12 protein-coding genes are annotated in these 12720 nt (G+C 70.1%); 4 read left to right on the plus strand and 8 right to left on the minus strand.

Translation table 11 applies throughout. The annotated features are described in order from the left end of the window. Window positions 1-78: 78 nt before the first annotated feature. Window positions 79-594, minus strand: a complete 516-nt coding sequence (locus tag AC1DU4_RS25185) for a hypothetical protein (RefSeq protein ID WP_477844536.1) — start codon at window positions 592-594, stop codon at window positions 79-81. 188 nt (window positions 595-782) lie between these two features. On the opposite strand from AC1DU4_RS25185, the gene AC1DU4_RS25190 reads away from it, so the two are divergent. After that, window positions 783-1760 (plus strand): cation diffusion facilitator family transporter, encoded by a 978-nt coding sequence (locus AC1DU4_RS25190; RefSeq protein WP_477844538.1) that lies wholly within the window; start codon window positions 783-785, stop codon window positions 1758-1760. 7 nt (window positions 1761-1767) lie between these two features. On the opposite strand, the gene epsC is transcribed toward AC1DU4_RS25190, so the two are convergent. The 7 genes from epsC to AC1DU4_RS25225 form a co-directional block, all read right to left on the minus strand. Beyond that, window positions 1768-2352: a serine O-acetyltransferase EpsC gene (epsC, locus tag AC1DU4_RS25195; RefSeq protein ID WP_477844540.1), complete on the minus strand. Its 585-nt coding sequence runs from the start codon at window positions 2350-2352 to the stop codon at window positions 1768-1770. A 5-nt stretch (window positions 2353-2357) separates the two neighbouring features. Beyond that, complete coding sequence (cysK, locus tag AC1DU4_RS25200) at window positions 2358-3293, minus strand: cysteine synthase A (RefSeq protein ID WP_072843338.1); 936 nt, start codon at window positions 3291-3293, stop codon at window positions 2358-2360. Between the two features lie 181 nt (window positions 3294-3474). Further along, window positions 3475-5301 (minus strand): phosphoenolpyruvate carboxykinase (GTP), encoded by a 1827-nt coding sequence (locus tag AC1DU4_RS25205; protein WP_477844542.1) that lies wholly within the window; start codon window positions 5299-5301, stop codon window positions 3475-3477. Window positions 5302-5714: 413 nt separating this feature from the next. Beyond that, a complete protein-coding gene (locus AC1DU4_RS25210; protein WP_477844544.1) occupies window positions 5715-6455 on the minus strand; it encodes a hypothetical protein in 741 nt (246 codons plus the stop codon). Window positions 6456-6677: 222 nt separating this feature from the next. Next, entirely contained in the window at window positions 6678-6974 is a 297-nt protein-coding gene (locus AC1DU4_RS25215) for a DUF6802 family protein (protein ID WP_477844546.1), read from the minus strand. A gap of 45 nt (window positions 6975-7019) precedes the next feature. Beyond that, on the minus strand, window positions 7020-8492 hold the full coding sequence (locus AC1DU4_RS25220) for a hypothetical protein (protein ID WP_477844548.1): 1473 nt from the start codon (window positions 8490-8492) through the stop codon (window positions 7020-7022). Continuing rightward, window positions 8485-9378 (minus strand): hypothetical protein, encoded by an 894-nt coding sequence (locus tag AC1DU4_RS25225; protein ID WP_477844550.1) that lies wholly within the window; start codon window positions 9376-9378, stop codon window positions 8485-8487. The genes AC1DU4_RS25220 and AC1DU4_RS25225 overlap by 8 nt, the downstream gene beginning before the upstream one ends. Before the next feature lie 264 nt (window positions 9379-9642). On the opposite strand from AC1DU4_RS25225, the gene trmB reads away from it, so the two are divergent. The 3 genes from trmB to AC1DU4_RS25240 all read left to right on the plus strand — a co-directional run. Beyond that, on the plus strand, window positions 9643-10422 hold the full coding sequence (gene trmB, locus AC1DU4_RS25230; protein WP_477844554.1) for a tRNA (guanosine(46)-N7)-methyltransferase TrmB: 780 nt from the start codon (window positions 9643-9645) through the stop codon (window positions 10420-10422). After that, the gene (locus AC1DU4_RS25235; RefSeq protein ID WP_072843343.1) at window positions 10419-11117 is read left to right on the plus strand and encodes an NYN domain-containing protein; all 699 of its coding nucleotides are present in this window, start codon (window positions 10419-10421) and stop codon (window positions 11115-11117) included. The genes trmB and AC1DU4_RS25235 overlap by 4 nt, the downstream gene beginning before the upstream one ends. After that, the coding region (locus AC1DU4_RS25240) for an MMPL family transporter (protein WP_477844552.1) at window positions 11117-12720 on the plus strand (1604 nt) is incomplete at its 3' end. The genes AC1DU4_RS25235 and AC1DU4_RS25240, both read left to right, overlap by 1 nt.

Genomic DNA, 12720 nt, shown 5'->3' on the forward strand with positions numbered 1-12720 from the left:
CCTGGTCAAGGTGCACGCCGCGCGTTCGTCGCCTCCGGACCGATCATCTGGTCCGGGCTGCGCAGGGCTGCGAAAAGGTCAGCTGCCGAACGGAATCGACGAACTGCCGTCGCTGCTGCCGCCGGGCAGGAGACCCACCTGCATGACCTGCGGGGAGTCGATGACGGGGTGGGTGACGTCGAGCAGGCTCACGCAACCGCCGACCACGCCGTAGAGCCCCGCGGGAATGTCGTTGACCGTGTTGGTGACGGTCATTCCCGGCAGCGCGCCGAACAGCGACAGCACGTTGGAGACGTTCGGGTAGACCACGACGCCCGGGTCGAGCAGCTTGGTCGGGTCGGACACCACCGCCGGAACGTCCTTGGCGTTCACCACGAACGCCTGGCAGCCCGTGAGGCTCAGCAGGGTGTTCGGGTTGGTCAGCTTCATGGTGAGGCTGTTGCCCGACGACGTCGCGACGACGGTGGGCGGCGCAACGGTCGGGGCAGCTGACGCCGTCGCGGGCATTGCCATCGCCACGGCGGCCACCGTCGCTGCGGTGACGGCGACGCCGCCGCCGACCCGCGTGAGGCCCTTGCGGGTGAATGTCTGCATGGGGAGACCTTTCGAGTTCGTGCTCAACGGATTCCGGCTTCGCGGCGCTGCGGCCTGCGTCGTCGGAGAAGACGTGCAGAGCCTATTGCCTGCACGGATCCGGCTCGGTCGAAATCCACGGATTTCAAGATCAAATATGGCCCGCCCGTCGCCCGGCCGGATCCGGCGCGTGCGCCTATCGTTCGGGGATGAGCCTGTCTGCACCCGGGGCCGACACGACCCCGCCCGCCGCCGTGGACTCCGCCGGGGAGAGCACCCTCACCGTCATCCTGGCCTTCGGCGCGAATCTCGCCATCGCGATCGCGAAAACCGGTGCGGCCGCCGTCACCGGGTCGGCCTCGATGGTCGCCGAGGCCACCCACTCCTGGGCCGACACGGCCAACGAGGTGCTGCTGCTGATCGCCAACCGGCGGTCGCGACGCCCCGCCGACCGGACGCATCCGCTCGGCTTCGGCCGCGAGGCCTACGTGTGGTCGATGTTCGCCGCGTTGGGACTGTTCGCGCTCGGCGCCGGGGTGTCCATCACGCACGGCGTGCAGGAGCTGTTCCACGCCGAACCCGCCACCGACTTCGGCGTGGCCTACACGGTCCTGGGGATCTCGTTCGTGCTGGAGGCGGTCTCGTTCCGACAGGCGTACCGGCAGATCCGCCGCGAGGCGGCCGGCGCCGACCGCGACCTGCTCGAGCACGCCCTCAAGACCTCCGACCCCACGGTGCGCGCGGTGTTCGCCGAGGACGCCGCCGCGCTGATCGGGTTGGTGATCGCGTTTGTCGGCGTCCTGCTGCACCAGCTGACCGGCTCGCCCGTCCCGGACGCGATCGGGTCGATCGCGGTCGGCGTGCTGCTCGCGGTGATCGCGGGCATCCTGATCGACCGCAATCGCCGGTTCCTGATCGGCGAGGAGGCGTCACCGCAGCTGCGCGCGGCGGGCCTGGCGACCCTCCTCGAACTGCCCGAGGTGGACCGGGTGACGCTGCTCCGGATGGAGTACCTCGGACCCCGGCAGGTCTACCTGGTGGCGGGGGTGGACCTGGCCGGGGACTTCGCCGAGCACACCGTCGCGGAGATCCTGCGGGACCTCGAGTCCCGGCTCGAGCGGCATGAGCACGTCCTGAAGGCGGTGCTCACCCTGTCCACGAGCGACGAACCCAGTCTGACGGCCTGACCAGGACTCAGATGTACATGGCCGGGTCGATGTAGCTGGTCGGGTCCACCAACTGCTCGTGCTGCCTGCCGCTGCGATGACGGACGGTGGCCGGGATGCCGGTGGCGATCGAATCCACGGGGACGTCGCGGGTCACCACCGCATTCGCGCCGATCGCGCTGTCGTCCCCGACGACCACCGGACCGAGCACCTTCGCGCCCGCCCCGATGGTCACCCGGTTGCCGATCGTCGGGTGCCGCTTGGTCTTGGCCAGCGACCGCCCACCGAGCGTGACGCCGTGGTAGAGCATCACGTCGTCGCCGATCTCGGTGGTCTCCCCGATCACCACACCCATGCCGTGGTCGATGAAGAACCGCCGGCCGATCGTCGCACCGGGATGGATCTCGACGCCGGTGAGGAACCGGGTGAACTGGGCCAGCACCCGCGCCGGACCGCGCAACGCGGGCACCGCCCACATGCGGTGCGCGACCCGGTGCGCCCAGATGGCATGCAGGCCCGAGTAGACGACCGCGTTCTCGAGGTTGCTGCGCGCGGCCGGATCGTGGCCGCGCGCGGCCTTCAGGTCCTCGCGAACCGTGCGCAGCACTCCCACGACCGTCAGTCCCGAATGTGTTCGAACAGCGGGGTGGAGATGTAGCGCTCGCCGAAGTCGGGCACCACCACCACGATCAGCTTCCCCGCGTTCTCCGGGCGCTTCGCCAGCTGCAGCGCACCCCACACGTTGGCGCCGGCCGAGATGCCGCCGAGGATGCCCTCGACGGTGCCGAGGTCACGCGCGGTGCGGATCGCGTCGTCGAGTTCGACGTCGATGATCTCGTCGTAGATGTCGCGGTCGAGGATGTCGGGCACGAAGTTCGCGCCGAGGCCCTGGATCTTGTGCGGGCCGGGCTGGCCGCCGGTGAGGATCGGCGAGTCGGCCGGCTCGACGCCGACGATCTGCACGCCGGGCTTGCGCTCCTTGAGGGTGCGGCCGACGCCGGTGAGGGTGCCGCCGGTCCCGATGCCCGCGACAAAGATGTCGACCTCGCCGTCGGTGTCGGCCCAGATCTCCTCACCGGTGGTGCGCTGGTGGATCGCCGGGTTGGCCGGGTTCGCGAACTGGCGGGCCAGCACGGCGTTCGCGGTCTGCGCGACGATCTCCTCGGCCTTCTTGACCGCGCCGGCCATGCCCTCGGCACCCGGGGTGAGGACGATCTCCGCGCCGTACGCGCGCAGCATCACCCGACGCTCGGTGGACATCGTCTCCGGCATCGTGAGGATCACCTTGTAGCCACGCGCGGCCGCGACCATGGCCAGGGCGATGCCGGTGTTACCCGACGTGCCCTCGACGATGGTGCCGCCGGGCTTGAGCTCGCCCGCGGCCTCGGCGGCGTCGACGATCGCGACGCCGATCCGGTCCTTGACGCTGTTGGCCGGGTTGTAGAACTCCAGCTTGGCAACCACCTGGGCCTGCGCCCCGGCGGTCACCCGGTTCAGTCGCACCAGCGGGGTGCGTCCGACCAGTTCGGTGACGTTTTCGTAGATCTGAGTCATGGCAGGTCCTCACTGACGCGGCAGCGCCGGGTCTCGCGGTCGTTGCGTGTATTGCACCACTGCCCGCGCAGACCGCTGTGCCCGGCCCGGTTTTCAGCGCCCCCGAAACGACCGAATGTCGCATTCGTTCAGCTGAACTGAACGAATGCGACATTCGGTCAAACGGTTGTGCGAGGGGCGATCAGCCCAGGCGGCCCTTGAGCGCCTCGAACTCGTCGCGGATGCCCGACGGCACCTTCTCGCCGAGGAACTCGAACCACTCCTCGATCAGCGGCAGTTCCTTCTTCCACTCGTCGACGTCGACGGCCAGCGCCTCCTCGACGTCGGCTGCGTCCACGTCGAGACCCGTCAGCTCCAGGTCCGCGGCGGTCGGGACGAAGCCGATCGGCGTGGACTGCGCGCCGCCCTTGTGCTCGATGCGGTCGATGATCCACTTGAGCACGCGGGAGTTCTCACCGAAACCGGGCCACAGGAACCGGCCGTCGTCGCCGCGACGGAACCAGTTCACGTAAAAGATCTTCGGCAGCTTCGACGAGTCCGCGTTCTTGCCGAGGGTGATCCAGTGGTTCAGGTAGTCACCGGCGTTGTAGCCGATGAACGGGATCATCGCCATCGGGTCACGACGCACGGTGCCGACCGCACCCTCGGCCGCGGCGGTCTGCTCGGAGGACAGCGTCGCGCCGAGGAAGGTGCCGTGCTGCCAGTCGAAGGACTCGCTGACCAGCGGGACGGTCGTCTTGCGACGGCCGCCGAACAGGATCGCCGAGATCGGCACGCCCTGCGGGTCGTCCCACTCGGGGGCCAGGATCGGGCACTGCGACATCGGGGTGCAGTAGCGCGAGTTCGGGTGGGCGGCCTTCTCGCCGGACTCGGGCGTCCAGTCGTTGCCCTTCCAGTCGATCAGGTGCTCGGGAGTGCCCTCGAGGCCCTCCCACCACACGTCGCCGTCGTCGGTCTGGCCGACGTTGGTGTACAGCGAGTTACCCGCCTCGAGCGTCTTCATCGCGTTGGGGTTCGAGCCGTAGTTGGTGCCCGGCGCGACGCCGAAGAAGCCGAACTCCGGGTTCACGGCGTAGAGGCGGCCGTCCTCACCGAATCGCATCCACGCGATGTCGTCGCCGAGGGTCTCGGCGCGCCAGCCGGGGATGGTCGGCTGGATCATCGCGAGGTTGGTCTTGCCGCACGCGGACGGGAAGGCCGCGGCGACGTAGTACGCCTTGTCCTCGGGGGAGATCAGCTTGAGGATCAGCATGTGCTCGGCCAGCCAGCCCTCGTCGTGGGCCATGGCCGACGCGATACGCAGCGAGTAGCACTTCTTGCCCAGGAGCGCGTTTCCGCCGTAGCCGGAGCCGAAGCTCCAGATCTCGCGATCCTCCGGGAAGTGGGTGATGTACTTGGTGTCGTTGCACGGCCACGGCACGTCGGCCTGGCCCTCGGCGAGCGGCGCGCCCACGGAGTGCAGTGCCTTGACGAACGGCTTGTCGGTGCCGAGCTTCTCGAGCGCCGCGGTGCCCATGCGGGTCATGATGCGCATCGAGACGACGACGTACTCGGAGTCGGTGATCTCGACGCCCAGCTTCGGGTCGTCGGCACCGAGCGGGCCCATGCAGAACGGGACCACGTACATGGTGCGGCCACGCATGCAGCCGCGGTAGAGACCGGTCATCAGCGACCGCATCTCCGCCGGATCCATCCAGTTGTTGGTCGGGCCGGCGTCGATCTCCTCGCGCGAGCAGATGTAGGTGCGCGACTCGACCCGGGCCACGTCCGACGGGTCGGAGTTGCCGACGAACGAGTTCGGCTTCTTCTCGTCGTTGAGCCGGGTGAACGTGCCGGCCTGCACCAGCTTGTCGGTGAGGCGGTCCCACTCCTCGTCCGAGCCGTCCGCGAAGACGACGCGGTCCGGCTGGGTGAGCTCGGCAACCTCTTGCACCCAGGCGAGCAGCTCGCCGTGCTCGGTGGGCGTGCCGTCAGTTCCGTTCAGACCTGGAATGGTCGCTGAGGTCATCAAACTCTCCCTGGGGTGTGCCGGAATCGGATCCTCCGCGGGCGCGGCCTGGTGGCCGCGCGCGGTCGTACCGATTGCCCCCTCTCGGCGGGGTGCATCCCGCTGCTCCGTCGACGCATAGCGAAAACGGAGGACACGGGCGCCGGGTGTCCTACATAAGAGGTTAACGCCGCCTGCATCCGTACAGGCAATCGGGTCTTGTCCGATCAGTCACAGGACCGATTCAGTGACATCCGCCTGCTGCGATGCCTGCCACCACAGACAAACGGACACCTCCGTCGGGCGACCCGGGACCGGCGCCCGAGGGCGTCCGATCCGCGGCGGGAGGGGACCCTCCCGGCCACCCGACGGAGGTGTCCGTTACTTAGCTGTCCGACGCACGCGCCGTCAGACGTTCACACGGCAGACGGGACCTAGCTGCCGTTCTCGAGCACCTTGGTGATCGTGTCGCCGAGGACGTCGCTGACCGAGCCGGTGGAGGAGAGCTGGCCCTCCGAGGAGCCGAGGCCGGCTCCGTCCATGCTGCCGGTGACGGCCTCGCCCGGGTTGGGCAGGCGGACGGTGAAGCAGGCGGTCAGGTTCGGCATCTCGTTGCTGACGCCGACGGTGCCCGCGACGCCCGTGCCGCGGCTGGTGACCTGGCTGCCGGGGACGGCGTTGTCGGGAACCTTGTAGGTGGTCTTGAGCGTGACCGGGTTGCCGGAGTTGACGAACCACCCGGTGCCGGTGACCTTGTAGCCGTCACCGTTCGGGGTCATGGTGACGGCTTCCTCGTGCTGCCCGGTCGGGATGCTCACGGTGTAGGCCGTGAGCGTGGCCGAGACCGGCGCACCGAACCCGACCGGCGGGATGTCGTTGATCGTGTTGACGTAGGGGTTGCCGATTCCGGTGGTGCCGACGACCGTCTTGTAGGTGACCAGCGAGCCCGCGGAGGCGTGGCTGATCTCCTCGCCTGCGGCGTTGGTGACGGTCTTGTTGTAGGTGTGGGTGATGCCCCAGGTGCTGATGTCGTTCTTGGTGGCCTGGCTCGACGAGGAGCAGGTCGCGGCACTCGCCACACCGGCACCAATGGTCACGCCGGCGGTCACACCGCCCGCGACGAGGGCAGCGGAGGCTGCGACGGCGGCGATGCGGCGCATCGGGGTACGAGACATGTAGATCTCCATTTCGATCATTCACATGGCGCCGGGCCCCCCGGGCACGGAGCCTTCTCCGAAGTGTTAAACGAGTGACTCAAGCCACACCAGTTGTTTATACGGACGTCCGTCCCACTTCACAACGTTTCCCCGAAACCCGCCGGTTAATAGTTGGCGAATTCACATGAAACCGGGCATCTCCCCACCCACCGTTCCCCCATGGCCCCCGAAACCGGCCGTCTACAGCCGACCGTGATCGGTCCGTTCCCACCGCAACGAGCCGTCGGGCTGTCGGTGCGCCTGCCAGGCCGAGTACTCGCCGTCCGCCTCGACCGACGTCACGTGGTCGGCGTACCCGTCCCCGTCCAGATCCGACGCCACCAGCGCCGCGTCGCCGTCCGCGTAGGCCCGGGTGTCGAGGACCCCGTCCCCGTCGAGGTCGACGGTCGGGTCGTGCAGGGCCCACTCCCCCGGATCCGTGTCGACCGGGTTCTCGCCCAACCCGTGCGCGCACAGCAACATGTCGTCCTGCATCATCGCGGGTCCTTCCGCCACCTGGCCCGGCCTCGTCGAAACCGGCTGCTAGGAGGTTGGACGCACCGCCGGCGCCGGCGGTTCCCGTCCCGCCGTCCGCCCCAGCGCGCGGTCGAGCACCGCCAGGTCACGCTCGCAGGCCGACCGTCGCGCCGACGTCCGTTGCGCGTGCTCCCGCAGTCGCCGGTCCAGCGTGGCCAGTCGTTCGTCCGTCGAGCGCACCAGGCTGCGGTGCCCGGCCAGCACCTGACCGGCGATCCGGGCCTCGGCGTCCACCAGTTGCGCCAGGACCCGCTGTTCGAGGCCGGACCGGACCTGGGCGAGGGCATCGGTGGTCCACGACCGCAGGTGCGCACGATCCGCGGCGAGGCCCCGCGTGCGGGCCAGCCACCACGCCGCCAGGGCGCCGACCAGCAGCGTGACTGGGATGCTGGCCAGGTCCAGGGTCGGCACCATCGACAGCGGCGCCACCAGCAGTCGGCCGAGGCCCAGCCCGGCGGACGCCCCGACCGCGATCATCAACCGGTCCTCCACGCCCCGGTGTCGCGGCTGCGGCGGATCCAACGCCGGGAGGCGTCCTGCCGGGTTGTCGTCCGCGCTCGCCGGGTGGTCCGGCCCCAGGACCTCCGCCGCCATCCCCAGGAGCCGCTCGGCCGTCGTCGCGTCGACCGAGTCGGCGAGTCCGACGAACTCCGCTCGCAGGTGGTCGGGGAACACCCCCGCCGCGGCCCGGTCGCCGCGATCGAGCGTGGTCCTCGCCGCGACCCCCACCTCCCGGACCCGGCTGCCGACCTCGTGCAGCAGGTCCACCCGCGCCAACGCCACCAGCCGGCGCAGCGTCGCCGCCGCGTCGGCGCGCCCACCGTCGCGGTCCGCGATCACCGCCGCACGCTGCGCCCGCAGGTCGGTCGCCGTCGCGTCGTGGTCCAGTGTCGACGCGGCGGCCCGCACCAGCTCCCGGGTCTGCTCCACCGCGACTCCAGCGCGGCGGCGCATCCACACGTCCCGCTGCGGGGCACCACGCAGGGCTTCGAGCAGCGCCCCACGCAATTCCGAGATCCCGGCCCCGTCGCCGTCGGGCGGCGCCGACACCGGGTGGATGGGTGCGCCGGCGAACCGGGGCGCGTGTTCGGCGAGCAGTGCGGCGTCGCGGCGCAGCACCGAATCCCACCCCGCGTGGACGTCCGTCTTGGTCAGCGCGAACACCGCCCGTTCCAGACCGTCGAGCAGCGCCAACTCCTCCCGGCCGAGCGGGGCCGCCGAGTCGAGCACCACGAGCGTGACGCCGGCCGGGCGCGTCGGGTCTCCGGTGTAGTCCGGCGCGGGTGCGTCCGGCTCCGCGTCCGCCCGCAAGCGCGCGGTCAGGGCCCCGCGACCGCTGCCGCGTGGGCCGAGCACCAGCACCGTCGGCCGGTCGACGCCCGCCGTGCCGGTCTGCAGACCCGTCAGCGCCGCCGGATTCCAGCGCCGCAGCACGTCCGCCGTGTCCCGGTCGAGTGGTTCCGCCGGCCGTTCAGACACGGCCGGCCCACCGCTCCCAGTCCCGCACGTGGTCGCGATGGCGGGCCAGCGCCGCGCGGACGCCCTCGTCGGCGCCGTCGGCCTGGAGCCGGCCCCGCCAGTACCCGGCCGCCGCCAACGGGTCTCCCGGAGGTTCCCCAATGTCACATCGGGTTCCGTGGGGCTCCCCGATGTGACATTGGGGAACGCGCGGGTGGGGTCCGGCGGCGACCGCGCCCAGTCGCACGCCCTCGTCGGCGCCCAGATACGCCTCGACCCGGTCCCGGACCGCGGCGACGCCGGTGAGTCCGCGCAGCACCGACAGCAGCGCGGCCGCCCGCTCCGCTCGCACCTCGTCGATCAGACCCCGCACGACCGCCCGCAACGGGTCGACGCCCGCCCCGGCCGGTCCCACGCCCGCGGCGACCGGCAGGCACTCGAGCCCCAGCTCCGCGCCGCCGCTCACCGCGACCGCCGCGGGATCGGTGAGCGCATCCGCCTTGTTGAGCACGGCCAGCACCCGGGCCGGAGCGGCTCGGACCGCAACCAGGTCCACCGGTCGCGGCGGACCGCACAGCACCAGCACCACCAGGTCCCCGGTCAGCGCCGGGTCCGCCGCCCCGGGAACGTCCCACGCGTCGGTCTCCGCGAATCCGACGCCGCCGACTCCGCCTGCGGCGGCAAGCACCGCGAGCACCGCCGACCGCCCCACCCCGGCGCGGCCGGTGACCTGAACGTCGATCCCGCGCCGCTGCGCCCGGACCGCGGCATCGAGCGTGACGGCGGCGCCGACGTCGGCTCGCCGGACCGCCAGGCGCAACCCGTCGAGCGCCCTGCCGTCCCATGAAGCCCCGCCGTCCCACGAACCAGCGCCGCCCGCCCCGCCGTGCTCCCCCGTCGACGCCACAGCGTCACCCCCGCCCAAGAAACGAACAGATCCCCCGCGGGCGGCTCCCCTCTCGACACCGGCCCGAGGCACCGATGATCGCAGTTCCCGGCCTCTCGCGCGGCAACTATGCGGTGCGGATCGCGCCGATCCGGCGCGCCGAAAGTGTGAGGTACGCCGAGTCTCGCATTTCGTCCCGACAGCAAACGCACTGTTCCAGGCGTTGCAAGGGGCCAGGCAGGGCGCACAGGATCGAGAAAGTCTCAACCGTGACTTCAGACCCAGCTGCCAGAAACCACGGTCATGCGTGACAATGGTGCGGTGAATGACGCTGAACCCAGGGTGACAGGGCCCGCAGAACAAGGCTCCCGTCTGTATCCCCGGGTGACAAGTTTCCGCTCGCGCCGAGGCGCGCTGACCGATTCCCAGCAGTTGACCTGGGACCGGCTGTGGCCGGTGATCGGTGCCGACGTCTCGGACGAGCCACTGGACACCGCGGCCTGGTTCGGCCGTGACGCCCCGACCGTCATCGAGATCGGCTGCGGCACCGGCACCGCGACCACCGCGATGGCCAAGGCCGAGCCGCACGTGAACTTGCTGGCAGTCGAGGTGTACCGCCCCGGCCTCGCCCAGTTGCTGCAGGCCATCGAGCGCGAGTCGATCCCGAACATCCGGGTGCTGCGTGGCGACGCGATGGACGTGCTGGAGAACATGCTGGCCGCCGAGTCGCTGACCGGCGCGCGGGTCTTCTTCCCCGACCCGTGGCCCAAGGCCCGCCACCACAAGCGACGGCTGCTGCAGGCGCCGACGTTCAAGCTGATCGCCGAGAAGCTGATGCCCGGCGGCGTGCTGCACGTGGCCACCGACCACGCCGAGTACGCCGAGTGGATCGCGGAGACCGGTGACGCGGAGCCGCTGCTGACCCGGCTGAGCTGGGAGGAGCTGGCACAGGGTGCGGCGGAGTCGCCGATGACCCACGAACGTCCGGTCACCAAGTTCGAAGACAAGGCGCACCGCGTCGGCCGGCCGATCACGGAACTGATCTGGGGAAAGGTCCGAGGATGAGCGTGAGCGAGCGGTTGCCCGACACCGAGCCGGGGGCCGTCGCGCCCACAGGAGAGGTCCGCCAGCCGAAGCGCGTGCTGCTGGTCTGGGACGCACCGAACCTGGACATGGGCCTCGGCGCCATCCTCGGAGGCCGGCCCACCGCCGCGTACCGCCCCCGCTTCGACGCGCTCGGACGCTGGCTGCTCAGCCGGACCGCCGAACTCTCCGGCACCAGCGGCGTGCGGCTCGAGCCCGAGGCGACGGTGTTCACCAACATCGCCCAGGGCAGCGCCGACGTCGTCCGTCCCTGGGTCGAGGCCCTGCGCAACGTCGGTTTCGCGGTGTTCGCCAAGCCCAAGGTCGACGAGGACAGCGACGTCGACGACGACATGCTGGCCCACATCGCACTGCGCGCCCGGGACGGTGGTCTGGCGGGCATCATGGTCGCGTCCGCCGACGGCCAGGCCTTCCGCCAGCCGCTCGAGGACATCGCCGCGACCGGCGTGCCCGTACAGGTCCTCGGCTTCCGCGAGCACGCCAGCTGGGCGGTCGCCTCGGAGATCCTCGAGTTCATCGACCTCGAGGACATCAACGGGGTGTTCCGCGAGCCGCTGCCGCGGGTGAGCCTCGACTCCCTGCCCGACGAGGGCGCCTGGCTGCAGCCGTTCCGACCACTGTCCGCTCTGTTGCTCGGGCGTCAAGGAGTCCAATAGTGTTCGACAGCTGGGGTCGCCTGGTCTACCGCCTCCGATACACGGTCATCGGGGTGATGGTTGCGCTGCTGCTCGGCCTGGGGGCGTACGGACTCGGCTTGGAGAACAACCTCAGCCAGAGCGGATGGGACGACCCGGGATCCGAGTCGGTCGCGGCCGCGAAGCTCGCGGACGGCACCTTCGGACGCGACACCAAGGCCGACGTGGTCGCGCTGTACACCGCGCCCGAGGGCAAGACGGTCGACGACCCCGCCTTCGGGGCGAAGATCACCCAGAACCTGGACCAGTTGGTCCAGAACAACCCGGACAAGATCCTCGCCGTCAACGGCAGCTACTGGCAGACCAAACTCGCCGCGCTGGCGGACCCCAGCAAGACCCACGCGATCGCCAGCGTCGGCATCGCCGGCGCCAACGACACCGAGGTCGCGGCGAACTTCAAGGCTGTTCGCGACCAGTTCTACATCGACGGCGTGGACGTGCAACTGGCCGGCCTGCAGCCGGTCACCAGCACGCTCAACGACACCATGGCCAACGACGTGCACCGGATGGAGATCCTGGCCATCCCCGCGGTCGGGATCCTGCTGTTCTTCATCTTCGGCGGCGTCGTCGCCGCCGCGTTGCCACTGATCGTCGGCGGCCTGACCGTCATCGCCGCCAACGGCGTGGTCAAGCTGATCACCGGATTCACCGAGGTCAACGGGTTCGTCGTGCCGGTGGTCTCGCTGATCGGCCTCGGCCTGGCCATCGACTACGGCCTGTTCATGGTCAGTCGGTTCCGCGAGGAGATCGCGGAGGGCTACAGCACCGCCGATGCCGTGCGACGGACCGTGATGACAGCCGGGCGCACCGTCATCTTCTCCGCGACGATGATCGTCGCCAGCCTCGGCGGCCTGCTCATCTTCCCGCAGGGCTTCCTCAAGTCGGTCGCGTACGGCGCCATCGCCGCGGTCATCCTCGCCGCGGTGGTGTCGGTGACCGTGCTGCCCGCCATCCTCGCCATCCTCGGCCGCCGGGTGGACGCGCTCGGCCTGAAGTGGATGCGCAAGACCAAGACCACCGACGAGATCGAGGACAGTTTCTGGGGCCGGCTGACCCAGTGGGTGATGAAGCATCCGGTCAAGGTCGCCATCCCGATCGTGGTCGGTCTGCTGCTGCTCACCCTCCCGATCGCGGGCATCAAGTTCGGCGGGATCAACGAGACCTACCTGCCCCCGGACAACACGACCCGCGTCGCCCAGGAACAGTTCGACGAGCTGTTCCCCAATTCCCGGACCGAGCCGATCAAGCTCGTGGTCTCCGGCGCCGACAGCTCCGAGCTGGGGAAGATCGTCAAGACCGCTAGCGACGCGCCCGGGCTGGTCGAGAAGTTCAGCGTGAACAACCCCACCAAGAACGGCGTGACGGTCCTCAAGGCCGGCCTGGTGGACCGCAACGACTCGGCGTCGACCATCGACTACCTACGCTCGATGAGCGTGCCCGACGGGGTGCAGATGCTGGTCGGCGGTACGCCGGCCATCGAGCAGGACTCGATCGGGGCGCTGCTGGACAGCCTGCCGCTGATGGTGACGATGGTGGTGCTGCTGACCACGCTGCTGATGTTCCT

It is taken from the genome of Rhodococcus sp. P4_F5 (assembly GCF_056401315.1).

Bases quoted from the DNA above. Each gene is read 5' to 3' on its own strand.
- AC1DU4_RS25185 (WP_477844536.1), bottom strand. From the start codon at position 594: ATGCAGACATTCACCCGCAAGGGCCTCACGCGGGTCGGCGGCGGCGTC.
- AC1DU4_RS25190 (WP_477844538.1), top strand. From the start codon at position 783: ATGAGCCTGTCTGCACCCGGGGCCGACACGACCCCGCCCGCCGCCGTG.
- cysK (WP_072843338.1), bottom strand. From the start codon at position 3,293: ATGACTCAGATCTACGAAAACGTCACCGAACTGGTCGGACGCACCCCG.
- AC1DU4_RS25205 (WP_477844542.1), bottom strand. From the start codon at position 5,301: ATGACCTCAGCGACCATTCCAGGTCTGAACGGAACTGACGGCACGCCC.
- AC1DU4_RS25210 (WP_477844544.1), bottom strand. From the start codon at position 6,455: ATGTCTCGTACCCCGATGCGCCGCATCGCCGCCGTCGCAGCCTCCGCT.
- AC1DU4_RS25215 (WP_477844546.1), bottom strand. From the start codon at position 6,974: ATGATGCAGGACGACATGTTGCTGTGCGCGCACGGGTTGGGCGAGAAC.
- AC1DU4_RS25235 (WP_072843343.1), top strand. From the start codon at position 10,419: ATGAGCGTGAGCGAGCGGTTGCCCGACACCGAGCCGGGGGCCGTCGCG.